25 protein-coding genes and 7 tRNA genes are annotated in these 22,933 nt (G+C 61.5%); 22 read left to right on the top strand and 10 right to left on the bottom strand.

The genetic code is table 11. The features are described 5' to 3' along the window. The 10 genes from ACFVQZ_RS22870 to ACFVQZ_RS22915 form a co-directional block, all read right to left on the bottom strand. Complete coding sequence (locus tag ACFVQZ_RS22870; protein ID WP_383625409.1) at nt 1-402, bottom strand: DUF3310 domain-containing protein; 402 nt, start codon at nt 400-402, stop codon at nt 1-3. Further along, on the bottom strand, nt 399-1,001 hold the full coding sequence (locus ACFVQZ_RS22875; protein ID WP_383625683.1) for a topoisomerase: 603 nt from the start codon (nt 999-1,001) through the stop codon (nt 399-401). Before ACFVQZ_RS22875 ends, ACFVQZ_RS22870 begins: the two co-directional genes overlap by 4 nt. Next, complete coding sequence (locus ACFVQZ_RS22880) at nt 925-1,326, bottom strand: CHC2 zinc finger domain-containing protein (RefSeq protein WP_383625412.1); 402 nt, start codon at nt 1,324-1,326, stop codon at nt 925-927. Before ACFVQZ_RS22880 ends, ACFVQZ_RS22875 begins: the two co-directional genes overlap by 77 nt. Continuing rightward, on the bottom strand, nt 1,289-1,450 hold the full coding sequence (locus ACFVQZ_RS22885) for a hypothetical protein (protein ID WP_383625415.1): 162 nt from the start codon (nt 1,448-1,450) through the stop codon (nt 1,289-1,291). The genes ACFVQZ_RS22880 and ACFVQZ_RS22885 overlap by 38 nt, the downstream gene beginning before the upstream one ends. Before the next feature lie 14 nt (nt 1,451-1,464). Beyond that, nucleotides 1,465-1,758, bottom strand: coding sequence for a hypothetical protein (locus tag ACFVQZ_RS22890; protein ID WP_383625418.1), 294 nt, complete (start codon nt 1,756-1,758; stop codon nt 1,465-1,467). After that, nucleotides 1,751-2,188: an endonuclease VII domain-containing protein gene (locus ACFVQZ_RS22895; protein ID WP_383625421.1), complete on the bottom strand. Its 438-nt coding sequence runs from the start codon at nt 2,186-2,188 to the stop codon at nt 1,751-1,753. The genes ACFVQZ_RS22890 and ACFVQZ_RS22895 overlap by 8 nt, the downstream gene beginning before the upstream one ends. After that, a complete protein-coding gene (locus ACFVQZ_RS22900; RefSeq protein WP_383625424.1) occupies nt 2,188-2,541 on the bottom strand; it encodes a hypothetical protein in 354 nt (117 codons plus the stop codon). Before ACFVQZ_RS22900 ends, ACFVQZ_RS22895 begins: the two co-directional genes overlap by 1 nt. A gap of 31 nt (nt 2,542-2,572) precedes the next feature. Continuing rightward, nucleotides 2,573-3,406, bottom strand: a complete 834-nt coding sequence (locus tag ACFVQZ_RS22905; RefSeq protein ID WP_383625427.1) for an AAA family ATPase — start codon at nt 3,404-3,406, stop codon at nt 2,573-2,575. A 129-nt stretch (nt 3,407-3,535) separates the two neighbouring features. After that, a complete protein-coding gene (locus tag ACFVQZ_RS22910; protein WP_383625430.1) occupies nt 3,536-4,312 on the bottom strand; it encodes a RecB family exonuclease in 777 nt (258 codons plus the stop codon). 582 nt (nt 4,313-4,894) lie between these two features. Next, a complete protein-coding gene (locus ACFVQZ_RS22915) occupies nt 4,895-5,398 on the bottom strand; it encodes a hypothetical protein (protein ID WP_383625433.1) in 504 nt (167 codons plus the stop codon). 622 nt (nt 5,399-6,020) lie between these two features. Between ACFVQZ_RS22915 and ACFVQZ_RS22920 the strand changes: the two genes are divergently transcribed. The 22 genes from ACFVQZ_RS22920 to ACFVQZ_RS23025 all read left to right on the top strand — a co-directional run bounded on the left by ACFVQZ_RS22920 (nt 6,021) and on the right by ACFVQZ_RS23025 (nt 22,932). After that, complete coding sequence (locus ACFVQZ_RS22920; RefSeq protein WP_383625436.1) at nt 6,021-6,203, top strand: HNH endonuclease; 183 nt, start codon at nt 6,021-6,023, stop codon at nt 6,201-6,203. Next, nucleotides 6,204-6,278: transfer RNA gene (locus ACFVQZ_RS22925), tRNA-Ile, on the top strand. It begins immediately after the preceding gene. A 124-nt stretch (nt 6,279-6,402) separates the two neighbouring features. After that, nucleotides 6,403-6,473: transfer RNA gene (locus ACFVQZ_RS22930), tRNA-Ser, on the top strand. 64 nt (nt 6,474-6,537) lie between these two features. After that, nucleotides 6,538-6,612, top strand: a tRNA-Gly gene (locus ACFVQZ_RS22935). A gap of 180 nt (nt 6,613-6,792) precedes the next feature. Beyond that, nucleotides 6,793-6,864, top strand: a tRNA-Asn gene (locus tag ACFVQZ_RS22940). Between the two features lie 96 nt (nt 6,865-6,960). After that, nucleotides 6,961-7,033 (top strand) — tRNA-Met (locus tag ACFVQZ_RS22945). 3 nt (nt 7,034-7,036) lie between these two features. Continuing rightward, nucleotides 7,037-7,110 (top strand) — tRNA-Lys (locus tag ACFVQZ_RS22950). Between the two features lie 154 nt (nt 7,111-7,264). Then, a tRNA-Pro gene (locus ACFVQZ_RS22955) sits at nt 7,265-7,340 on the top strand. A gap of 416 nt (nt 7,341-7,756) precedes the next feature. After that, on the top strand, nt 7,757-8,182 hold the full coding sequence (locus ACFVQZ_RS22960; protein WP_383625439.1) for a hypothetical protein: 426 nt from the start codon (nt 7,757-7,759) through the stop codon (nt 8,180-8,182). Nucleotides 8,183-8,196: 14 nt separating this feature from the next. Then, nucleotides 8,197-9,759 carry a hypothetical protein gene (locus tag ACFVQZ_RS22965; protein ID WP_383625442.1) on the top strand — a complete coding sequence of 521 codons (1,563 nt, stop codon included), beginning with the start codon at nt 8,197-8,199 and terminating at the stop codon, nt 9,757-9,759. 3 nt (nt 9,760-9,762) lie between these two features. Then, a complete protein-coding gene (locus ACFVQZ_RS22970; protein WP_383625445.1) occupies nt 9,763-11,187 on the top strand; it encodes a phage portal protein in 1,425 nt (474 codons plus the stop codon). Between the two features lie 70 nt (nt 11,188-11,257). Then, nucleotides 11,258-11,830, top strand: coding sequence for a hypothetical protein (locus tag ACFVQZ_RS22975; protein WP_383625447.1), 573 nt, complete (start codon nt 11,258-11,260; stop codon nt 11,828-11,830). 16 nt (nt 11,831-11,846) lie between these two features. Further along, complete coding sequence (locus ACFVQZ_RS22980; protein ID WP_383625450.1) at nt 11,847-12,890, top strand: hypothetical protein; 1,044 nt, start codon at nt 11,847-11,849, stop codon at nt 12,888-12,890. Nucleotides 12,891-12,901: 11 nt separating this feature from the next. Next, complete coding sequence (locus tag ACFVQZ_RS22985; protein WP_383625453.1) at nt 12,902-13,501, top strand: phage gp6-like head-tail connector protein; 600 nt, start codon at nt 12,902-12,904, stop codon at nt 13,499-13,501. Further along, nucleotides 13,494-13,811 carry a hypothetical protein gene (locus tag ACFVQZ_RS22990; RefSeq protein WP_383625456.1) on the top strand — a complete coding sequence of 106 codons (318 nt, stop codon included), beginning with the start codon at nt 13,494-13,496 and terminating at the stop codon, nt 13,809-13,811. The genes ACFVQZ_RS22985 and ACFVQZ_RS22990 overlap by 8 nt, the downstream gene beginning before the upstream one ends. Before the next feature lie 355 nt (nt 13,812-14,166). Then, complete coding sequence (locus tag ACFVQZ_RS22995; protein WP_383625459.1) at nt 14,167-14,553, top strand: hypothetical protein; 387 nt, start codon at nt 14,167-14,169, stop codon at nt 14,551-14,553. Nucleotides 14,554-14,610: 57 nt separating this feature from the next. Continuing rightward, a complete protein-coding gene (locus ACFVQZ_RS23000; protein WP_383625461.1) occupies nt 14,611-15,201 on the top strand; it encodes a hypothetical protein in 591 nt (196 codons plus the stop codon). 69 nt (nt 15,202-15,270) lie between these two features. Further along, nucleotides 15,271-15,576 carry a hypothetical protein gene (locus tag ACFVQZ_RS23005; RefSeq protein ID WP_383625465.1) on the top strand — a complete coding sequence of 102 codons (306 nt, stop codon included), beginning with the start codon at nt 15,271-15,273 and terminating at the stop codon, nt 15,574-15,576. Beyond that, complete coding sequence (locus tag ACFVQZ_RS23010; RefSeq protein WP_383625468.1) at nt 15,576-15,992, top strand: hypothetical protein; 417 nt, start codon at nt 15,576-15,578, stop codon at nt 15,990-15,992. The genes ACFVQZ_RS23005 and ACFVQZ_RS23010 overlap by 1 nt, the downstream gene beginning before the upstream one ends. An 8-nt stretch (nt 15,993-16,000) precedes the next feature. Continuing rightward, a complete protein-coding gene (locus ACFVQZ_RS23015) occupies nt 16,001-20,527 on the top strand; it encodes a transglycosylase SLT domain-containing protein (protein ID WP_383625470.1) in 4,527 nt (1,508 codons plus the stop codon). Between the two features lie 330 nt (nt 20,528-20,857). Beyond that, complete coding sequence (locus ACFVQZ_RS23020; RefSeq protein WP_383625473.1) at nt 20,858-21,535, top strand: phage tail family protein; 678 nt, start codon at nt 20,858-20,860, stop codon at nt 21,533-21,535. Nucleotides 21,536-21,564: 29 nt separating this feature from the next. Further along, nucleotides 21,565-22,932 (top strand): hypothetical protein, encoded by a 1,368-nt coding sequence (locus tag ACFVQZ_RS23025; RefSeq protein ID WP_383625476.1) that lies wholly within the window; start codon nt 21,565-21,567, stop codon nt 22,930-22,932. Nucleotide 22,933 lies beyond the last annotated feature (1 nt).

Raw genomic sequence — 22,933 nt, forward strand, 5'->3', positions numbered from 1 at the left:
TCACGCCTCCCTAAGTCGCGAGATTTCCCGCTCGATGTACCATCTGGCTTTCTTCAGATCCTCTATCTCGGTTGCCTTGGACTTTCGCCCAGCGCGAGCGAGGTACTTGACCGCGTTGCCTCGGTTGAAGTTCATGTGCTCGGCGAGGTCAATGACCTCCAGGCCGTTCGGGAGCCACGTGTAATGCCCAGGGCGATCAACCGGATCAACCGCCTTAGGTGACTTCAGCTCCATTACCGGCTTGAGTTCGTTGTCTCGGTACCAGACGTACCTCACGGGGGAGCCGTATACCTTGACGTAATTCGGGTAGTGCCCTCCCGCGTTGATGCTGACAACGCGGCCCCGCTTTCCGGTGTGCTCGCCTACCTGAATTTTGACCTTGTCATCGATAGTCCAAGTCACAGGCCGATCCGTTTCTTCAGGGCCTCGGGCCCAGAGCTGATGAGAATGGAATTGGAGTCCCGGGAGTCGGTCATCTTGATGACCTTTCCGTTAGGCAATTCAGCCGCAAGCCCGTCCATAAAGACGAGTCCGGGTTCGTCCTCGGCCACCAGATAGACCACCTCGTAGCCGAGCAGTGCAGGAGTCCAGTACTCGCGCCATGTCCCAGTGCCCGGAGCGCCAACGGCAGGAATGCCGGCGAGGGTCCACGACTGTGCGTCGAACTCCCCCTCAACAACGACTAGAACCGGGCTGGGCTCGATCAGGGCCGCCGTGTTGTAGAGCCGAGGCGGGTCGCCCGGCAGGCTCATGTACTTGCCGTGGCCCTCGTGCCGCTCCTTCTCCCCCGCCTGGAAGTGGTAAAGGCCGCTGCTGGGGTCCTTCACGCACTCGTCAGCGATGCAGCGGAATCGGCAGGTAGCCACTCCGTGCTCACCGCCGGCAGGGCGTATGTAGGGGATACAGAGGCTTCCCGCGTACCGCTCATGCCCAGGTGTCGCCGAAGCGACGTAGCCCAGGCCGAACCTGCCTGCGACCTCTGCCAGGCCCCGAGCTGCTATGTACGCCTCGGCCGGGCTTCCCTGGTACGCCTCGTGATACCTCTTCGCTGTCTCCACCGAATTCGGCACGTGCGAATTCTTTGGCTTCAGTGAAGCCAAGCTTGTCCTCCCTCATGATTACGGCATAGGAATCCTCCGACAGGTTGCACGCAAAGCAATTCCATCGGTTTTTATCGAGATCCACCGAGGCTGAAGGGTTTGAGTCCGGATGCGAAGGGAGGGGGCAAGCGATTTTCACTCGCCCCCTCGTCGCCTTCGTGGAGAACCCGTAGTAGCGGGCCAGAACTTCAGCGATCGGTGGTTTCGATGAGCTGTCGCTCACCATTGGGACCCACCTTGTAGCGCGTCACCGGGAAGTCATACTTTCGAGCTGCGGCCTGCCACAGGTGGTGATTGCCGCGCCACTGGCGGGAGTATGAGAAGTCAGATCCCGTGTAGGTGTCGCTCATGGAAGCACCCGCCCTCAGAAGCTGTAGGGGGAAGAGAAGGACTGCGGCTCGTTGTGCCAGCGCAGAGATCCGGAGATCTGCTTCTGTACCCGCTTCCCGCCGGTGGAGATCCCCGCCCGCTGAAGCGCGTAGTAAATGCCGTCCGTGTGCTTGCGCGGAGATGCCTTGGTGTTTCCGCTGATGCTGCCCACCACGGCGTGAAGGGCCTCTGCCTCTTCGATGGTCAGGGTCAGCGTGACGGCCGGCACCGGCACCTGCTTCGTCTCGGTGACTTCCTGCGTGATGATCGTGCGCTTGGCCTCAGACATCTTCATTCCCTCTGTCGTATGTGTAGCGAGGTCCGAGGACTTTCCAGGCCGGATAGTCCTCTAGGTAATCGGCGGCCCGCCTGAGTACGTCTGGACGGTCCCTAGCCCCCCGAGCTAGGAGTTGTCCGTTGCAGCGGGCACAAAGAAGGCCGCGAACCGCCTCCGTCTTATGACAGTGGTCCACGGCCAAATTGGTCTTGCGCGTCTCTCTACAGATCGCGCACTTTCCCCCTTGCGCCTCTAAGAGGCGCCTATAGTCCTCGGCAGACAACCCGTAGGTGGTACGGATTCGCGCGTTGCGCGATGCCTGCCGGCGACTCGACTTGCGACAGGACGAACAGACCTTCCCCCGAGAGGAGGTGTAGAACCTCTCAGATCTGTTCTTCCCGCACTTCGTGCACTCTCGATAGCCCTTGCGGGGTTCGGCCATCAGACCCCCGTCCTGATGGCCGCCTCCAGCTTGCGCAGTTCCTTGAGCCGGGTGTTCTCGTCCACCATGGCGAAGAGGTTGAACAGCGGCACTGCCTGCACAAGGCCCCTGTTCCGGAAGTTGATGACTGCCGTCTTCACTCCGCCCTTGGCGGCCCCCACGAGTACCCGGGAAAGCTGGTGCAGGTTCAGGCGCCTGGCGTCGCTGATCTCCACGACAATGGCGACACCTTCCGTGTCCACTCCCGACAGGTCCAGCCCGGGAAATCGTCCTTCGAGTGCGAACCCAAACTCGCGCTCAGCCTTGAAGCCGCCTCGGATGTTCTGAACCGCCACCGTGGTTTCCATCGTCAAGTTACGCCTTCCTCGCCCAAGAGGCAACTAATTAAGCAGAAAGAGACTCGGGGAACTCCTCATCAAGCTCCTCCAACCGCAATGTTGAGCGGTTCAGGCGGAAGCTGGCAAAGGTTCCCCCGGAGGAATCCTCGAACCCCTCGCGGTTCTTCACTGGGCTCACATTAAGGATGCGGCTATTCATTCCGTCAACCTCTTTGTGGATGGTGAGGATAAGGGACGGCACACGGTGCACCTTGCCCTTGACCCCGCTCAGTGGAATTGGCTTCAGGCCGTCCGAGTGCTCTCCAGTTACATGGTGGAGACCGAGAACGTGAGCGGTTGTGGCCCGCGCCATGTCGTCTAGATATTCGCACAGGCCCTCCAAGCCAAATGTGAAGCTCTCCGCATCGCCCACAGCTCCGGTATCAACGTTCGTAACGTTATCCACCACAAGTAGGTGAGGCGTGCAGCCGTACACCTCCAGATAGCACAGAAGGTGAAGCTCTATCTCCTGCTGTGTCGGCCTGGCGGAAAAGTTGAAGCGCGTCCACCAGCGTTTACCTAGGGCCGCTTCGTACTCCGAGAAGTCGCCTTCCGTCAAGGCGTGCTTGATGGTCTTTGCGTCCTCCCCGGTGATCATGGCCGTGGCACGAGACACCTGGGTCGCAGAGCTGGAGTCCGCCGAGAAATACAGCACGGGCACATTCGCCGTCATCGCCAGGAACAGAGCGAAGAGCGACTTACCCGTGCCGGGGCCGGCAACCACTAGGGACAGCTCCGAGCGACGAAACTCAACCTCTAGTCGCCTGAGCGACTTGAAGGTGTGAGGGATCGGTTCGCCCGCGGCGCCCCGAATTCTTACCGACTGCGCAAGAGAAAACAACGGCCCACCTTCCTTTCCAGCTCACACCGACACCCAACAGGCAACTTACTTGCTATAAAAAAGGGCCCGGAAGGGGCCGTTCCACCTAGTGTCAGCATATGCCAACAACAATCCCTGAGCAACTAGGTTTCACCCCCGCTTAGCTGAGCACGCGTGCGATACATCGCAGAATCGGCAGTGGAACCCGGGCTTGGCGGGGAAGTCCCCCGCCTTCACGCCCTGGTCCACCCTGACGAAGCGCTCAGCAACCTGTTCCTCAGTGACCTCGGTCAGGTCCACAGGTCTGGAAAGCCCGCCCGTCTTGGCCATGTACCAATCAGCATCGTTGACCTGAACCCCGAGCACCTTGCGCGCCAGGACCCCATACGTCTGGAGCTGAAACCGGCTCTTGGTCGAGCCGGTCTTGAGGTCCCTTACCCGGACTGAACCGTCGGGTTGCTCTAGGAGCTGGTCCACGTAGCCCTGGACAGTGACACCCCCGATGTCCGCCGTCAAGTGCCTTTCGATGCCCGGCCTGCCAGCCGAGTCCTTCCAGATGGCGGGCTCGTGCTTCTCCGCCCACTGGACATAGGCCCTTGCCTGGCTCATCCCCAGGACGTACCGCGCCTCAATGTCGGACTGACCGTCAGTGCCGGCGGTCAACCACCTGTCCAGGTTGGGCTCCTGGGCAAGGCTCTCATTGATACGTCGGCTGTAGTCGTCGTGGAACAGGTCTGCCACCTGATCCGCGGCAAGCCTTCGCCCACCTTCCTCGTACGTCTCAATGGCACCGTGAAATGCCGACCCCTGATGAGACCACGCAGCAGGACGGGGCTTGACCCGCTCAAGCCGCTGTAGCCGATACTGCTGCGGGCATTTCTCGTACTGCTCGACTTGACTGACGGACCTTGCCATGGTTGCGAGCACAGAAAAACGGTCGCCCATTCGTCTCCCATTCGAATCGTGCTTCCGGGTGCACCACGTGGACCCAGAACTTAGTGGACATCGGGAACCATCGATGAGGGTGATCGTACGAGTCCGTTTCCACAACCCGATTTCGCCAGGGCGCCCGAAGCTCTGAACTCATCCGCTTCAGCGCCGCCGCGTCGTTTCCCGGCACTCCCCCAGCCTCGGTGACGATGAAGTACGTACCTGCGGTGAGGGTGACCACGCGAGCGACCCTGAGCGCTTCCGACCGGTAGACCTCCGTCCGATGAAGCACGCGCGCCTCCCGTACGGCGGCCCGCAGCTCCTCACGGGTCTGCCACTGGCCGGCAGACATCCCCAACACCATGAGCCCGCGCCCCCTCTTGCCTCGTGCTGAACCTCCAGAGCGTTCGAACGGCAGTGCGAACGATCGCCCGTGACACGAGGTTACGCCTGCTCACGTGTGAAGCAAGTGTGAAAAAAGGCGTGTCCTAGATCACACTCAACAGACTGTTGAGGCCCTACAACCAAAAGAGGCCCGTGCAGGTCATACCCTGCCGGGCCTGTGCGGTTCCCTCGCGACTACCCTTCGGTAGCTTCCCCTGCGGGGGGGCTCTGGGCTGCGGGAAGACGGAACATGGCCGTCCGCTCGTCCTGGGGGACGCCCTCCGGCCAGCGGATCACCAGTGATCCGTCTCTCACTTCGTCCCGCTGCACCCAGCGCAAGCCCTGGACAGGGTCCAATTCCAGAACTTCTCCAGCCTTAACGTGGGACGTAAAGACGCGCAAGGCCAGGGTGTGGCGCCCTGACAGCTCGCTACCCGCTTGCTGAAGCAGGAACGCCCGGAGGCCGATCATCGATTCGTTGTGCGTGATCTCATGCTTGGCCGGATAGGTAGAAATGTCCCAGGGCAGCACAGCTGTGACATCGCGGAATTGCTGGCGCGGGTACCGGTCCATTTGATTGAAGCGCTTCGTGACAGCCTGCCGGCTAACGTCGTACCGAGCGGCGATTTCAGCATGGGTAAGACCGGCGGCTTCCAACCTCAGAAGCTCAGAGTCTCCAGGGAGCTTAGCGGGTCTCATTTCCCATTCCTTTAAAGCTCAAGCAGTTTGGCGCTTAAGGTGCGGCACTCTCTGGCTGGGTGGGGGCGTGAGAGTTCGAGGCATGTTACCGGCCCGAGGGCCGTTTACACATCGAATTACCCCTCGGATGTGATCCAGGTCTCAAGTGTGCCGCCACGTGTCCGCCGAACCGGCACAGGACACGTACTTACTTAGTGAGAGTTCAGTTAGAGACTGTTTGGTTGGTTACTTGCAGCAACCTTACAGGTTTGAACCCTGGAGTGAGATATTCCGTTTGTCTCATGTCCACCCTAGAACTCCCCCCCTGATGGGTCTCCTTGTCGGTCAGCCGCCCAGGTAGAGCTCAGGCGGGGCGGTGGCCCCGGCGCCAGATCAGAAGCCTCCGGGGTCACCACCAGTACCCGGATTACCGACCGGCCTGCCTGGTTTCATTCGAACACCTGATCTAACGAGGGGAGTGGTCGTGCCTAGAGCTGCCTCCATTTGCCTCGTCCTGGGGTGCGTGCGACGGACCGTCCGAAACGGTCGATGTGAAACCCACGCACCACCTGAGCGGGCCTGGGCCCGTACGAGCGCCAGGAACGTGAGTCGGAGTCCGGCACGCCGCCTGTGGGATCGCCAGGTGCGCCCGCGGGCTCTCGCTCGGGACGGCTTCGCGTGTGTCCGCTGCGGTGAGCGTGAGGGCCTGGAGGTCGATCACGTCCTCCCCATCGCCCAGGGCGGCAGCTGGACCCTGGACAACGCGCAGACCCTCTGCAAGGGCTGCCACAGAGAGAAGACGGCGAAGGATCGCCGGCAGCAGTAATGGCCATTAGCTCAGTCTGGTTAGAGCACCGCCCTGATAAGGCGGTTGTCCCCGGTTCAAATCCAGGATGGTCAACGAGAGGGTTCCCGGCTATGAGCTGAGCGGGATAAAGCAAAGCGGGCGAGGCGGCCCCGCCCTCCTCCAAGTGGGGTAGCTCCCCTGTCTCTGAAACTCCCCCTGATCAGGGGACGGACGAGACGCGCGTTTAGTTCAGCGGCCTAGAACTCCCCCGCGAAGGGGGTGGCGCGGGTTCGAATCCCGTAACGCGCCTAACAGGCTTGTGATCGTGTGGGATCAGGTCGCGGCTCCGCTTCGATAGCGGACAAGCCTTTAAGCCTTCTTAGCTCAGCCTGGGCAGAGCACCTGACTTCCAATCAGGGTGTCGCCGGTTCGAATCCGGCAGGGGGCTCTAGGAGTGATTCACGGTCCTACTCCTATGTCTAAACTCTTCCCGTGCGTGTTCCCGGATCATGTAAACACCGGGCTTAGCTTGGAGCTGGGAAGCATGCGAGTTCCGGGACCAGCGGCCACGGCCGCGTAAGAGTCTCAGCGGGGGCATGCAGGGTACGGCGTGGTTTCCGTATCACAGTGACGTGTAGCTCAATGGCAGAGCGAGGGACTGTTAATCCCGAGGTTGCTGGTTCGAGTCCAGCCATGTCAGCAAGGGAACGAGGCAGGCCGGTGGGTGCCGGCGCCTGACGCCATCAGGTGGTTGGCCTCCGGGGGTTCGAGTCCCCGCCTCGTTCCTTGGCCGCTTAGCGGGATAGCGCAGTCGGTAGCGCGCCGGGCTCATAATCCGGAGGCCGCGGGTTCGACTCCCGCTCCCGCCACTTTGGTTCTGTAGCTCAGTTGGTAGAGCTGGGGACTCTTAATCCCTGAGTCGTTGGTTCGAGTCCAACCGGCTCAGCAGTCGCAGTTCTAGCCTCTGCCCTACAGGTCGACTTGGGGGCATGCGGGGGCTGCAAGCACCCTGGCGTTTATACGAGGTGGCCCGGACATACAGAGCCGGGGAAATCGGCGCAGGCCCGCTTACGGCAGCTCGACCCTGCCGGCGGGTACCTCTGGCTATGGCGCAGTTGGTAGCGCGTCCGCTTTGGGAGCGGAAGGCCGCAGGTTCGAGCCCTGCTAGCTAGACCAAAAGGAGAAGGCCCTCCCGAAGGAGGGCCTTCCTCATCCCCGCTGGTGCGGGGAGCAACTGGCCTTTGCTCGTAACGCGGGCCATCCCCGCTTACGCGGGGAGCAATGTGCGCCCTCTCCTTGCATCCGGGCCATCCCCGCGTGTGCGGGGAGCACCGCCCGGCCTTGCGATCGGGCGTGGAACTGACGTTAGCAGGGCCGCCCCTCTGATGCGACCGCTTCCAAGAATGTTGTTACCGCACTAGGAGTGATGCACCAATGCGCGACGTCCAGGAGGAGCCCGAGGGCCCTCGCCTCCGAGCTGCTGACCAGCCCAACCGCGCCCAGCGCGAGCGGAGTTGGCGTCAGGATGCCCTCTTTGAGCTTGAGGACCTGGCGGACCTGTACGACGTGGACGTGTCGGGGGTGAGGCTTCGATGACCCGAGGCCCCGCACCCAAGGAGAACGCCCAGCGGCGCAACGCGCACCCCAGTGCACAGACGTTGCCGGCGGCGGCCCAGCCCGGCCGCGAGCTGCCCAAGGCCCTCGGCGTCACGACCGGCGGAGCCCGACGGTTCTGGAAGACCTGGAGCACCGCCCCGCAGACAGCGGCTTGGACAGAGACCGACTGGGCTGAGCTCGAACTCACGACGAAGCTCGTGGACGGCCTTTTCCTCGGTGATCTCAAGCTGGCCGGTGAGATTCGTCAGCGCGTCGCCAAATGGGGCGCCACGGTTGAGGATCGCGCCCGGCTTCGAATGACCTTTGAAAAGCCCGGCGAGGGTGAGCCCGCGGCTGCCCCTGAGACGCCCGAAGAGATGGATATGGATGAGGAGCTTTACAAGCTGCTGAACGGCTCCTAGATAGGCGGTGATCCTTGCAGACAGGCAACCTGCCCGCAGGGGTTCCAAAGCCTAACGAGACGCTTGGTTACGGCATCATCCGATGGGCTCAGAAGTTCATTGTTCAGCCGGACGGAGATACGGCCGGTGAGCCGTGGAAGTTCACTCCTGAGCAATTGCGCTTCGTGCTCTGGTTTTACGCCATCAACCCTGATGGGACCTGGACGTACAGTGCGGCCACTCTCCGCCGCGCAAAGGGCTGGGGTAAGACGCCTCTCCTGGCGGCCCTCGCCATTGTTGAGTTTCTAGGGCCCTGTCGGTTCTCTCACTTCGACGGTTTCGGCCTTCCCGTAGGTAAGCCTGTCCCCCTGCCTGTCGTCCAGGTTGGCGCCACTGCGCTCGACCAGACGGAACAGACGATGGACATGATCCGAGGAATGCTCTCGGAGTCTCCAGCCGAAGCGATTTACGGGCTGGACATCGGCAAGATGATCGTCCAGTTCAAGTCTGGCAAGCCTGGAAGCATCAAGCCAAAGGCCACTGCCGGCCGCACCAACGAGGGAAATCGTCCGACCTTTTGCCTCATGGATGAGGTGCACCACTGGGTTGGCTCCAACGGTGGCCCTGACTTCTACCAGACGCTCAAGCGCAACATCGAGAAGACGACTAAGGCCGGTTCTCGCTGGGTCTGCACGACGAACGCGTATAACCCCAATGAGGACTCGGTAGCTCAGATCATCCACGAGTCAGAAATGGTCGCACAGGGCTATTGGCTTTATGACTGTCTCGAAGGCTCGATTGCGGTGGAGGACATCCGCGATGAGGCATCCGTACGCGCGTCTCTTGTGGAGGCTTACGGAGATGCCTCGTGGGCGGATATTGACGGCCTGACCCGAACGATTCTCTACGACCGGACGACTCCGGACTCAACTTACTGTCGCTTCTTCTTCAACCAGATCGCTGAATCCTCGGACGGCTGGATGAGCAAGAGCGAGTGGGACGCCTGTTTTGACGAGGACGACCCCATTAAGCCTGGCGATCAAATCGCGGTCGGCTTTGATGGATCGATCCGCGGCGACGCCACAGGACTTGTAGGAGTTCGCCTGAGGGACGCCAAGCTATTCGTCCTCGGTGTCTGGGAGCGTCCTGAGAAGGCTCCTGATGACTGGGAAGTCGACGTTCTATCCGTAGAGGCTGCGGTTGCAGAAACGTTCCGCCGCTATCGCGTCGAATGGTTCTACGCCGACCCGCCGTACTGGCAGGAGAACATCGGCCGCTGGGCGATCGAGCACGGCGAGGACTTCGTATTTGAGTTCTGGACTAATAAGCCGACCAGGATGGTGCAGGCGGTTGAACGCTTCCGCACCGCCACGATGGTGGGTGACCTGAAGCACGACGGAGACCACCGGCTCAGCCGGCACGTCCTGAACGCCGTAACTCGCGAGGTTCCTCAAGGAACCTTGATCCAGAAGGACAGCCCGAGATCCAAAAGGAAGATTGACCTTGCCGTATGTGCCGTGCTCGCCCTGGAGGCGAGAGCTGACGCCATTGCTGATGGACGCATGCAGGTTCGGAGGTCCCGAGTAGTGGGGTGGTAGCTATTGACCGATATTGACGTTGGGTCCCCACCCAATTCGCCTTCGGGCTGGGTGGACTGGCTACATAGCAAGCTGCTCAGGCGCCGCACCTATCTGCGGTTCTGTTCCGACTACTACGACGGCAAGCATCAGAAGATGATGTTCGCTCAGGCCAAGTACAGCTCTGAGTTTGGCCGAGTCTTCGAGCAGTGGTCAGACAACTTCTGCGGGCTCATCGTGGACAGCGTCAATGAGCGGATGTTCATCGACGGGTTCCAGATGACTGACGAGCCAGGTGGAGATAAGGACGCTCGGGAGATCTGGCAGCGGAACCATCTGGACGCTGAGTCGAACGCGGCCCACCTGGACGCGATGGTCCACGGAGTCTCATACGCGGTCGTGTGGGCAGACAGTGCCGGCCAGCCGACGATCAGCATCGAGAGTGCTGAGAACGTCGTTGTCCAGTACAAGCCCGGAAGTCGATGGGACATTGAGGCCGCGGCGAAGTTCTTTACAGACGACTGGGGCCGCGAGTTCGTCACTCTCTGGTGGGACGGGCACGTCTATACCGGGAACGGCCTGGCGGGTCAGTGGGGCGACTACAAGGCCGCTGTAAACCCGCTTGGCGAACCGCCTGTAGTACCGATCCCGAATCGCTCTCGTCTGACTGGTCCGAACCTCTCGGACCTCTCAGTTGTCATCCCGATTCAGGACGCCATCAACAAGACCGTCTCTGACGCCCTGGTGGCGTCTGAGTACGCGGCATGGCCACAGCGGTACGTCACCGGCCTGGAGATCCAGGAGGACGACCAGGGCCGCCCCATCGAGCCGTACAAGGTCGCCGTTGACAAGCTCCTCCAGGCGGAGAGCCCCGACGTGAAGTTCGGGCAGTTCGAGGCAGCAGACCTCAAGAACTACGTGAACCTGACGAACATGCTCGTCCAGCACATGGCGAGCATCAGCCGCATTCCGTTCCACTACTTCCTACTGAACGGCGGTACGGCGCCCTCTGGCGAGTCCATTACCTCTGCGGAGGCGGGACTCATCGCCAAGGCACGAGAACGAATGCTGCACTTCGGTGAGGCTTGGGAGCGCGTAATGCGCCTGGCCTTCCGGGTTATGGGTGACAAGAGGGCTGACGCCTTTGGGGCTGAGGTCATTTGGCGTGACCCTGAGAACCGCACCGAGGCTCAGCATTATGACGCCCTTCTGAAGGCTCAGATGATCGGCGTTCCAAGAGACCAGCTCCTTCTTGATGCGGGATACACCCCGCAGCAGATTGAGCGCTTCCGTGTTATGCGGGAGCAAGACGCCAAGGACGCAATGGAATTGGCGAAGAAGTACCCGGCACCTCAGCCGGAACAGCCTAACGGCCAGCAGGACGCCAACAAGGCGGCCCGCAAGGCTCCTCAGGGCAACTCGGGTAACGCAGCCCGCAAGTCTGCGTAACCCACCTTTTGCACACGGACGGCTCCCGAAATGGGGGCCTTTTTTGATGCCACCGAAATGGAAGGCTCCCATGGACGACACCACGCAGAACAACGAGACCAACCAGCAGACTTCCGCCGGCACCGAGGCCCCGACCGTTGAGGAGCTTCAGGCGGATGTGGAGCGCTGGAAGTCGCTCTCTCGCCAGAACGAAAAGAACTTCAACGAGGCCCGCACTGAGCTTTCCAAGCTCAAGGAAGCGTCCATGACGGACGCAGAGAAGGCACTTGAGAAGGCTCGGGAAGAGGCGCGGAATGCTGCCCTCTCTGAGGTCGGCTCCCGCCTTGTTGAGGCCGAGCTTCGCGTTCAGGCCGCCACTGCTGGCGTGACTCTTCCGCCTGCCGAGTTCCTGAATGTTCAGCGCTTCATTGGCGCTGACGGTTCTCCGGACACCTCGGCCATTCAGACGTTTGTGTCGTCTCTTCCTCAGCCGCCCAAGGCCCCTGTCTTTGCCCAGGGGATTGGCCTTGGTCGTCAGGGCGATTCCGGGGGCTATGCCGCCGGTCAGCTCGGCCGTGACGCCCTCTCCCGAATGTCTCCCCAGGAAATCGCTGCTGCCCGAAAGAAGGGCCAGCTTGACGCTCTGATGCGGGGGGACCTCTGACCAAAAGAGGTACTGAATGACCTTTACTACTCAGACCGGTAACAACGCCGGTGCCGGCCAGCTTCAGGCGGCTGGCGGCCATTTCATCCCCGAGATTTGGACTGCCCAGCTCCTTGAGGACCTGGACGACAATCTTGTTCTCGGTTCCCCGGAGATCGTGAATCGCCAGTATGAAGGCGAGTTCCGGCGAGAGGGCGACGTAGTTCGTATCCCTCACTTCGTGGACACGGTGACCGACAAGGGAATTGTCAAGTCCTACGGGTCTGTCGGTACCGCTGACCGCGCTCAGCTTGAGTACATCAAGATGACCGTTGCCAAGGGCAGCTCGTTCCACCTGGAGCTGGACAACCTTCACCAGCTCCAGACCAAGACCGGTATTGACCTGATGAGCAACCTCATTGCTCAGCGTGCCCGGACTCTGGCCAACACCCTTGACTCGCTCATCGCCAAGACCCTGCTTGCGGCTGTCGCGGGCAAGGACCTGAACGGCACCGAGGACCGCAACGCGACCGTTTCCGGTCTGCCGGCCCTGCACGGGAAGATCGACGCCATTGTTGATGCGGACTTTACCGCTGGCGTTGACATCAGCGTTTACGACTTCGTAGTCGAGATGCTTGAGAAGCTGGACATCAAGGGTGCCCCGCAGGATCGTTTCCTCTTCATCTCCCCGAAGCTGCGTTCTGCGCTGCTGCGTGACCCGAAGTTCATCGACGCCTCGCACTTCGGCGGGGGCGCCGTTATGCCTTCCGGCGTCATCGGTCAGATTCTCGGTGTCCCGGTTCGTGTTGCGAACACCCTGGGCTCTCACACCCGTTCCACTGAGAAGTTGGTCAAGAACCGTCACCAGGACTTCAGCTCGGTGGACATGTTCATGGGCTCGACTGCGGCGGTCTCGCTCATTGTCCCGTTCGCGGAGATGCAGGCGTACCAGCCGGAGGCCAAGTTCACCAACGCCATCAAGAGCCGCGTCATCTACGACGCGAAGGTGATCCGCCCGGAGCAGCTTGTTGTGGCTCAGAACGTTGAGGCTCTGATCTCGACGCACAACGCCGTGGCGTAAGGAGGCCCGCATTGCCTCTGGCTTCCGTCGATGATGTGGCCGCCCGTATTGGGCGGCCCATCGCCGCAGATGAAACCGCCCGCGTCTCCGCCTTCCTAGCGGACGTTACGGGCCTCATTGAGGACTACTGCGGACGGGACCTGGACAGGCGGAGCGGCCAGACCATCACCCTCTACCCAGAGGGTGGCTCGGCCCTTCCTGTACCAGCCCGGTATCAGTCCTACCTCACCGTCTCGGCCGTCCTGGTCGACGGCCAGGCGGTCACGGACTACACCTTCAACGGTCGTCAGCTGACCCGTGATGCCGGCTGGGGAGAATCCGCAGTGGCCCTCACAGCCTCTTGGGGCTATGAGGCTGCCCCAGCATCCCTCAGAGCGATCACCTGTTCCGAGGTGATCCGCTGGCTCGCTCTGTCTCCCGGTGTGGAGTCGGAGCGCGTCGGTGAGGTTGAGGTGACGTTCTCGGGCGCCAGCTCGGCGCAGACGCTCTCAACCGCTACCAGGACCAGCCTTCGGCAGGGGCGTTGGCGCCGTGGAGCTGTCGGCACCCTGACGCTTCGCAGGGAAGGCCCCGTTCTCGACCTGAGGGGGCCTGCTGTACTCCATGACTGATCCCGTGGAGGTCTGGCGGGCGCCCACCACTACGAACGCGTACACCTCCCGCCCTGACTGGGACCAGGCCGTGAAGGTCTGGGAGGGCACTGCCTCTGTCCAGCCGGATAAGACGTACGAAAGCTTCAGCCCTGCCCGTGACCAGTCTCAGGAACGGCTCTCCCTGTTCCTCCCCCATACAGCAGTCGTCGCCTCTGGTGACAGGGTGAAGCTCGGGGGCCACTTCTACGAGGTGGACGGAGAGCCCGAACGGTGGGGTTACACGTCCCGCCGGCACCTGAAGCTCTCCGCCTGGAGGGCTCTCCGGTGACCAAGCCCCACGCCCGTACCAAGCTCGTTCTTCACCAAGGGTGGCAGCAGCAGGTATACGGCCTGCCCGGTACCCGTCAGGCTCTTCTCCTCGCCGTGAAGCGCGTGGATGCCTACGCCAAGGGCGATGCTCCCCGACGCCCCCGCAACGGCCGTTCCTGGAACTCGATTCGGAGCCAGATTGACGCCGTGGTCTACATGGACCGAGGCGGCTGGTACGGCGGCATCGTCATCGAGGGCCACCCTCGTGCCCGTCACGCGATGCTGCAAGAGCGCGGGTTCACCAGTCCCCGGGGCCGAAGGGTGAGAGGCCGGCACTGGCTCAAGGGAGCCCTACTGAAAGCGAGGATCGACTGATGAGGATCGATCCCATTGAGTTCCTAATCACCTACCTGAAGTCCGTTCCGGAGATCCCAGAAGGATCGGTTCTCGGTGATCTCACAAACCATGTCACGGGTGAAACCGCCATCTACCTGGAGCACATGGGCGGCTTTCGCGTCGTACGTGATGCGATGGACCGTGTTGACGTGGAGTACGCCGCTTATTCGATGGACCGCAAGGAGGCCATCGATCTCGCTCTACTCGTACGGGAAAGGCTCCTGGAGGAGCTTCCCGACACTGCGGTTGGCGGCGCTCTCGTTCTGGACGTGGAGGAGATCGATTCTCCGAAGTACGACCCCGACGACTCCTCCCGCGAGCACGTCTACTGCGGCCAGGTAGCCGTCTTCTTCACTGCCGCCTAAAACTCCCTTTCCCGCACGCCCCCTCTCGGGGGCTTCTTTATGCCCTCTGGAGGCCCCATGGCCAATGACGCCAAGAAGATTCGGTTCGCGCCTAACGGCTCGATCTACGTTGCTCCTGCCACGGAAAGCCTCACTGTGCCGGCTGACCTTGGTACTGCTGACACCCCGCCTACTGGCTACAAGGCTCTCGGCTATGTCGATGAGGGCGGAGTCACCCTTACGCCCGCCATCGAGACCCAGCCCGTGAATGCCTGGCAGTCGGCCACCGCCGTTCTCTACAACGTCACCTCGGCGTCCTTCTCCGTGAAGGCCACGCTCCAGGAGACCAATGAGGTGACGACTGAGCTCTTCTGGGGAGCCCAGTGGGTTGAGGTCATGTCGAATGACCCGACTCCGGTTGGAACTGGCGTGTTCAAGCTCGACCTTGCGTCCACCCCTGATCTCAAGGAGATCAGCCTGGTTGTGGACTGGAACCAGGGAGCCATCCGGAACCGTGTGGTCATTCCGCGAGCCATGATCTCTGACCGTGGTGCGATCCAGCTTTCCCGTACTGAGAACGGGAAGTTCGAGCTGACGATTGAAGCGCTGGACAGCGCCGGCAAGCTCGGCTTTGTCCTCACCAACGACGACATCGTTGCTGGCGCGTAAGTAGTTCCCTGAGCCGGGGCGGGGTTATGTCCCCGGCACTCTCTCTCACCCACCCCAAGGAGTTGCCCCATGTCCACTCACAAGAAGTCTGCTCCGAAGAAGAACGGCGCCAAGAAGGTTGCTGCGGCTGCGGCTGAGGCGACCGACGGCTATGCCACGTTTGAGCACCGCGGGCTCACCTTCAAGCTGAAGCACCCGAAGAAGTTCCCTCTTCAGGTTCTCATGACGGATGACGAGCTGGTTGCCACTCAGCTCATCCTCGGAGAGGACCAGTGGGCCGCGTACCTGGGCACCGCTCCAGACATCGAGGACTTCGCCGAGCTTGCTCGGAAGATGTCTGAGGCCCAGGGCCGGGACGACGACTCGGGAAACTGATGGCAGTCGTCCGCGTCATCCAGGAGTTCCCTGACGAACTCGAAGCGGACTTGCTTGAGTTCTTCAACGTAGACCTTCTGGACCTCTGGCACGGACGGCTCTCTCTTCGCCGTATCGGCGTCCTGATCTCATCTCTCATGAGCAAACCAGGTCGCTCAACTCTCCTTATGGCCATGGACGAAAGAGCCAAGTGGCCTGAGAGCAACTACATGCTCGCGCGTGTTTCCGACGCGCTTGAGCTATCTAACTTCCTCTTCCTCAAGGCGAACGTCGATGAATCCGACGCTAGGGACCTTGAGCTTCCTCCACCGATTCCACGGCCCGGCGAACCGGAGCCACCGCAGACCGATCCAGAGCCACAGTTCAGCGATGCACGCGAACTCGATGCATTCTTTGGGCGGCTGCATAGCGCCTAGGGGGTTCCATGGCTGAAGGGACGCGCGGCCCAATCAAGGTCGGCACCGGCTTCGTTGAGATCGTGCCCAAGGTTCTTGAGAAGGATCTGAGGGAACTTCGCACCGAGATCACTCGCGAGATGGCCAAGATTGGTTCTGCCGCCTCCAAGGAGGTCTCCAAGGCAGTCAAGACCGGACTCGCCGGCCTCCCCAAGGAGACGCAGAAGCAGGCGAAGAAGGCCAAGGAAGCTGTCGAGAAGGAAGCGGTCGACACCGCCAAGACCCTCAAGAAGATCGAAAAGCAGATCACGAGGGAGTACGGCGAGGAAGCGGCCAAGCGCTTCCGCGAGTACCGCAAGGCCGAGGAGAAGAAGCAGAAGCTGCTTCAGCAGACCTCCGCCGAGACGCGTACGGCACTGCGTGACACGGTGCGCCAGGAGGAGCAGTCTGCCCGGCAGCGCCAGGCCGCCGCTGAGCGCCTGGAGCGCGAGCGCCGCCAGCTCCTGGCCCAGACGCAGCGCGAGCATGACCGCATTGAGCGGGAGAAGGCACGCGAGGCTGAGCGCCAGGCCCGCCAGGCCCTGGCCGCCCAGCGAGAGGCGATGCGCCAGGCCGTAGCCGCACAGCGAGAGGCAGCCCGTCAGCAGGTCGCCATTCTGCGAGAGCAGGCCGCCGAACAGCGCGCGCTACTTCAGGGCCAGATTGCTGCACAGCAGCGGACGATGACGGACCTCCGGGACCGTATCCGGGACATCAACCGGAACATCACCGCCACGAACGAAACTACGCAGTCCTATTTCACTAAGACTGGCACCTCGCTGCGGCGAGTGGGAACGTGGTTTGATCAGGTCGGCCAGTCCATCAACGAAGCTGCCAACATTCTGCAAAACCGGTTCCTCATGCCTCTGGCTGGTGCTGGCGCCGCACTGACGGCTATCGGTGTCGAGAACGCGGATAAGCGTCTTCTCGGTCAGCTCGGTCTGAGCTCTGCCGGAGTCTCTAAGGCTTCCTCCGCTGAGCAGATGCGGCTTATCCAGGAATACGCGATCGACACACCGTTCTCGATCGACGTTATGCACGAGTACCAAATGAAGATGATTCGTTCGGTCGCTGGTGCAGACAAGAACTGGTACAGCACGGACGCCTCTACGCGGACCAGGGCGGCCGACAAGGCGGCCGAGAAGACCACGGACATCATCATGGCTATCGGTGACTCGATGGCCCGTGCCGGTAACCTCAATCCTCAGCAGTTCCAGCGCGCTATGTACGCGATGGACATGATCATGGATATGGACCGGGCGCCGACTAAGAATGTCAAGCAGCTTGCGGCGGCCTCGGGTATGCCGGCTGCTGAGCTTGCTCAGCTCCTGGGATTCAAGAACTCCACTGAAATGTGGAAGGTCATTGGTACGCCTGCTAAGGATGGCGGCGGTGTTACTGGTCAGCAGATCGCTGAGGCGATGCTGAACTACTGGAACCCGGAGAAGTACGAGGGTAGCCAGAAGGGTGACGGTTCCAAGGGCTTTGCCGCCTCCATGACCAGCCAGACGATTACTGGACGGCTTCAGCAGATGAAGGAGCGAGCCTCTTTCGAGCTGGGCAATCTCTTCATCCGGGAGGATGAGAACGGCCAGTACCGCTATACCGAGCTGGGTAATCAGATTGCCGGGGATAACGGGATTCTGGACCAGATCCAGGGTCTGGCGAAGAAGTGGGCGCCTAAGGTAGATGGCTTCCTTGAGAAGTTCCTTGATGCTGGCTCGCACTTCCTCACGATGCTGGACAGGACTGCAACGTGGCTGGAGGAGTCCGGGCTTGCCGATCTGGCGGGGCCAGTGGCGGACTTCCTTATTCAGTGGGGTCCGCTGATTCTCGCTGCTGGGCTTCTGTCTAAGGTGCTCGGCAAGGCCGCTGGGCTCGTCGGCCGCGCCTTCACCCCCCTTGCTGCCCTGACACGTGCGGGCGTTCGTGGCTACGAAGGCCAGCGGGACCTCCGTTCCCAGCGCCGTGCAGCTCGGGAGGCCCGTGCTGAGGCTCGGGCTGCTGGGGGGTCTCGTCGCGACGTTCGTCAGGCGGGACGTGAGGCGTACAGGCAGCAGCGGACGACCAACCGCAGCGGTGATGACCGTACGACGGGTAGGCGGCTTCTCGATGGCTTCATGGGCCGTGACAGCCGCGTCCAGGACGGACAGCGGGAGATCCGGGCCCTTGAGGACCAGATCCGCGAGGCCCGGGACGAGGCAGTCAGGCTCCGTGACGAGCTGCGCGAGACCAACCGAGAGAGCATGCGGCAGATCACTGCCGCACTCGCCGGCAACGGCTCTGGCTCGGTTCAGGGCGCCGCCACTCAGGCGGGCCAGGCGGTCAACTCTGTGCAGCAGCAGGCCCAGCAGGTCAACGGAACTTCCCTGGACCAGCTCCGCCAGGAGGTGGAGAAGGTCGAGAAGGCTGCCCGTGACGTGATCTCGCGTCTCAGCACAGTGAAGGGCGATGTCGACGCCCTGAACGGCAAGGATCTGGGCAAGCTCAGCACCGAGTTTCATCAGCTCAAGTCTGCTGCCCAGGGTGCTGGCAAGGAGATCACCTCCGATAACACCCGTGTTGGGAACCTGGACGGCAAGCGCGTAAGCGGGGTCACGGGGTCTATCGATGACCTCCGGGACGCGGCGAAGAGGGCTGCTGACCAGATTGGCGATGGCGCCATGTCGTCGTCCACATCTGGCCGTACAGCCACCCTGAATCGGCGTCGTCTGACGGACATCATCAATGAGTTCAAGAAGCTCACGAATGCTGCTGACGACGCCTACGCGAAGGTTGGACAAGGCACGGGTGCCGGCTCGCTCGCGGGCCGCATCGGACTCCTCAACAGCCGGTCGCTGAAGGACGTTACCAAGCAGGTTGATGACCTGAAGAAGGCCCTTGAAAAGGCGAAGGACGAGGGCGATGGCCTGGACGACGCTCTTGGCCGCATCGGGAACAAGTCTCCTGGTAGTGGCAGCAGCGGTTCAGGCGGAAAGAAGAAGAAGAAGGCCCGCGGTGGCGTTATGCGCACGTCGGATGTGGCCAGTGTCCTCCCTGGCTATTCGCCTTGGGTGGACTCCATCCCGGCGGTTCTGTCGCCAGGTGAGGCCGTTCTTCGTCCTGAGGTAACTCAGGCTATCGGCCCTGACACGATCAACTCTTGGAACGCTCTGGCTATCCGAGGGAAGATCAGCCGCCACGCTCGCGGTACTGACGGCGGCGGCGGGAAGTTCGACCTGGACCAGATCAAGGAACTGATCGAGCTTCAGAACATCGCCCCCATCGGAAGCGCCATGCTCCAGACGATGCAGCTCGACGGGTCCTCCGATCCGCTGGGCGGCAGCATTCAGGGCGGGGTTCTGCGGACTGGAGACGTCTCCGCCGGCATCGGCGGTGCGGCAGGTGCTGCCAAGTTCCGGGGAATGTACGACTGGATGACTGAGGACGTGTTTACGCTCCTCAAGAAGGTGCCATCCGGCGTCGGACAGGTCGCCGGAATTCTCGGCGGCTCGCTCTCCCCAGTCCTCGGAGAGCACTTCTGGAACGACGTGTGGAAGGGCAGCGGCAACATTGTTGACCGTGGTGAGACCTACCTGAATCACGTCTTCTCCATGGACACCCTGAGCAAGGTCTGGGATGGCCTCTGGGGCGGTGTCACTGACTCCCTCGGCGCCATCTGGGACACGATCACGAACCCGATGGACGCCATCTCCAATGTGTTTGGCGACATCGAAGACATCGTCTCCGGCTCGTACAACAGCCTCATCGGGATGGTTGAGACCGTCAAGGAAGTCAAGGACTCTCCAATGGCTTACGCCGGACGCGTCTACGACGGGTTCATGTCGAACGCTCAGGAAGCAATGCCCAACACTAAGGGGCTCTTTGATTTCAAGGACGGCACCAAGGTTACGACCGAGGTACCGGACTTTGATTCCATTGTGGCGCCGACCGGTAAGGGCGGAGGTGCCGAGAAGTGGCGTCTTGTTGCGGCTCAGGCACTTCAGATGCTCGGCCTTCCTGGCTCTGCTCTTGGGACGGTCCTGTACCGCATCAACATGGAATCCGGCGGAGACCCGAACATCGTCAACAAGTGGGATTCTAACTGGGTCGCCGGACACCCATCGGTCGGCCTCATGCAGGTAATTGGACCTACCTTCGATGCATATGCAGGGATGTTCCGCAACACGGGTCCCAAGCTTTACGGGACCTCGGTCAATCCGCTCGCCAACATCTATGCCGGCCTGAACTACGCACGAAACCGCTACGGCTCTCGCTGGCAGTCGGTTCTTGCTGGCAACACCGGATATGCGACGGGGACCCTTTCGGCCTCTCCAGGGCTTGCCATGGTGGGCGAGAAGGGCCGCGAGCTCGTCGCCTTCGGTGGCGGTGAGCGGGTGTTCAACAACCAGGAGACCGAAGCAATCCTCAACGGCAAGAAGTACGAAATCCACGTGCATGAGGCTCGCAACGAGCCGACGCCTCAGGCCGTAATGAGGGCTCTCCAGACTGCGGAGGCCCTGTATACGACCCTGTAAGGAGTCTCTATGCCAATTCCTGTAGGGGTTCGGTCAGCGGCGCCTGTCGTCAACACGCCCACTCCGCCGGCACCAGTTCCCTGGGGTCGGACGAGCGTGTCTGTGGTCGGGCACAACGGGCAGGGGGAGGAAATCCCCCTGACCGTTTTCAACGGCCCTGAGTGGCCCACCATCCTTATGCAGCCCGGTGCTACGGGTTTGGATATGCCGCCCTTCGCTCTGTTCTCCGACGACTCCCCCAATCTGGATGGCGCGATCTACCGATCTGCTCGTGCCTCGGCACGGGAGGTCATGATTCCCGTTCACCTCCATGGCGTTGACCGTCAGACAGTGAACGGGCTGAAGCGGAAGCTCTTCCAGGCGCTCAATCCAAAGCGGGGTTACTGCCTGCTGAAGTTCACAGAGGGAAGCGGCAGAACTCGGCAGCTCAGCGCCTATTACAAGGGGGGCATGGAGGGTTCCGAGGGCACTGACGCAGCGGGGTTCACCTGGGCTAAGTACGGGCTCACTTTCAGTGCCCTGGACCCATGGTTCTACGCGGATCAGTCAGAAACCGTGCGCTGGGACTTCGGTGCCGGCCAGCCGCTACTCAGTACCACCGCGGCCTTCTTCCCCGTGAAGATCTCTGACGGTGTCATGGGAGGTCCAGGCGAAAGCCTGGTAATCACCAACCCTGGCGACATTGAGGCATGGCCCATATGGAAGCTCTCCGGGCCCATCAAGAGCTTCAATCTCACCAGCCCATACGGCGAGACCATTAAGGCGTCTCCGCCCGCTGACGGCTCAGACCTCGTGCCATTCGGTCGAACCCTCACGATCGACACTCGCCCCGGCAAGAAGACCGTGAAGGACAACCTAGGCACCAATTACTGGTCCAGGCTCGACACGAACCCTGTCTTCTGGTCGGTCGAACCTGGCGACTCTAATGCATCCGTTTCCGTGGTAACCGGGTCAGGCAAGGCGAATGTCGTCCTCACTTTTCAGCCCCGGTACGCATCTTTCATATAAGGGGAGGCTCCTTGGGCTACCGAGTTGAGGTGTTCGACAAGAACATGAAGCGAGTGGGCGAGATCGATGAATGGCTCTCGCTCGACTTCACCGTACGTCTCCGACATGTAGGCCATTGGCAGCTCCTCATCAAGGACGGAACGCCTCAGTCTCGGCTCATCGAGAAGGGCGGCGGGATCGTCATCTGGCAAGAGGGGGTCACCGACCCCCTTCTGTCCGGACAGGTGGAGACCTACCAGAAGTACTGGACGAAGTTGCAGCACACAGGCCCGGGAAGTCTCTACATCGCTGGCGAGTGCCACAACGGCCTGACGACCCGCCGCCTGGCCCTCCCCTCGCCCACGAGGGGCATCAGCCAGCAGTACCAGGGCCCCAGCGCCTACACGGTCAAGCAGTCTGCCGGCGGGGCCGCCTGGGACCTCGTCAGTGCCAACCTGGGGTCATCTGCCGTAGCGGACCGCCGGATGAGCAAGATCAGCTTCGGCACCAAGCCTGTGGGCGTCGGAGCCGAGATCAAGGACTCCCTTCGGTACGACCCGATTTCCTCCAAGCTCGAAGAGTGGTGCGAGGCAAAGCGCATCGGCTATCGCATGATCTACAACGCCAACACCCAGAGCATTGACTTCAAGGTATTCCCGTTCCGCGACCTCTCTAAGCGGGTCCGCTTCTCGGCGGAACTGGGAAACCTCCGTGAGGTTATCTGGACCCTGAGCGCACCCAAGCTCACCCGCGCCATCGTCGGCTGCCAGGGAGAAGGAAAGCAGCGCTTTGTGTGGCAGAAGGTAGACAGCAGCGCTGAAGCCGAATGGGGCCTCTCCATAGAGACCTTCATTGACCGTCGGGACGTGCCCCTGAGGGCAGGAAAGACGGGCGGGGCCGAACTGGTAACGACCATCCTGGAAAACGGATGGGAGGACATCGGCACGAACCCCGATGGCGGAGAGTGGACTCAGGAACTGGCCAACGCAAAGAAGGCGTACGCGGATGCCGTAGCCGCAGGCGACCCGGACACCGATCCCGAGTACGACGCAGTTGTGTACGCCATCAAGGACGCCAAGGTGATTGCCACCGACTACTACATGAACGTGGTGGAGGAGGCAGCGGCGAGCGCTCTTACCGAGGGCCAGCGCAAGGGCAACTTTCAGATTTACCCGATCGACACTCCCGATTGCCAGTTCGGCAAGCACTACTTCGTGGGCGATCTCGTCACTGTTGCTGTGGACGGTACCGAGTACACAGACGTAGTCCGTGAGGTCGTCGTGTCTGTTGATGACGCCGGCAACGTTCAGGACGTTTCCCCGAAGGTGGGAGAACAGGGCACGGGCGAACCCCTGAATCTTTACAAGACGGTTTCCGAAATGCAGCGCAAGCTACGTCGACTTGAGTCAAGGATGTGAT

Origin of the sequence: Streptomyces sp. NPDC057854, assembly GCF_042797055.1 — a bacterium.
Taxonomy (GTDB): Bacteria; Actinomycetota; Actinomycetes; order Streptomycetales; family Streptomycetaceae; genus Streptomyces.

Coding starts and splice junctions, on each gene's coding strand:
- ACFVQZ_RS22990 (WP_383625456.1), top strand. CDS start 13,494: ATGACTGATCCCGTGGAGGTCTGGCGGGCGCCCACCACTACGAACGCG.
- ACFVQZ_RS23010 (WP_383625468.1), top strand. CDS start 15,576: ATGGCAGTCGTCCGCGTCATCCAGGAGTTCCCTGACGAACTCGAAGCG.
- ACFVQZ_RS22885 (WP_383625415.1), bottom strand. CDS start 1,450: ATGAGCGACACCTACACGGGATCTGACTTCTCATACTCCCGCCAGTGG.
- ACFVQZ_RS22960 (WP_383625439.1), top strand. CDS start 7,757: ATGACCCGAGGCCCCGCACCCAAGGAGAACGCCCAGCGGCGCAACGCG.
- ACFVQZ_RS22880 (WP_383625412.1), bottom strand. CDS start 1,326: ATGGTGAGCGACAGCTCATCGAAACCACCGATCGCTGAAGTTCTGGCC.
- ACFVQZ_RS23000 (WP_383625461.1), top strand. CDS start 14,611: ATGGCCAATGACGCCAAGAAGATTCGGTTCGCGCCTAACGGCTCGATC.
- ACFVQZ_RS22975 (WP_383625447.1), top strand. CDS start 11,258: ATGGACGACACCACGCAGAACAACGAGACCAACCAGCAGACTTCCGCC.
- ACFVQZ_RS22895 (WP_383625421.1), bottom strand. CDS start 2,188: ATGGCCGAACCCCGCAAGGGCTATCGAGAGTGCACGAAGTGCGGGAAG.
- ACFVQZ_RS23015 (WP_383625470.1), top strand. CDS start 16,001: ATGGCTGAAGGGACGCGCGGCCCAATCAAGGTCGGCACCGGCTTCGTT.
- ACFVQZ_RS22995 (WP_383625459.1), top strand. CDS start 14,167: ATGAGGATCGATCCCATTGAGTTCCTAATCACCTACCTGAAGTCCGTT.
- ACFVQZ_RS22980 (WP_383625450.1), top strand. CDS start 11,847: ATGACCTTTACTACTCAGACCGGTAACAACGCCGGTGCCGGCCAGCTT.
- ACFVQZ_RS23005 (WP_383625465.1), top strand. CDS start 15,271: ATGTCCACTCACAAGAAGTCTGCTCCGAAGAAGAACGGCGCCAAGAAG.
- ACFVQZ_RS22890 (WP_383625418.1), bottom strand. CDS start 1,758: ATGTCTGAGGCCAAGCGCACGATCATCACGCAGGAAGTCACCGAGACG.
- ACFVQZ_RS22915 (WP_383625433.1), bottom strand. CDS start 5,398: ATGAGACCCGCTAAGCTCCCTGGAGACTCTGAGCTTCTGAGGTTGGAA.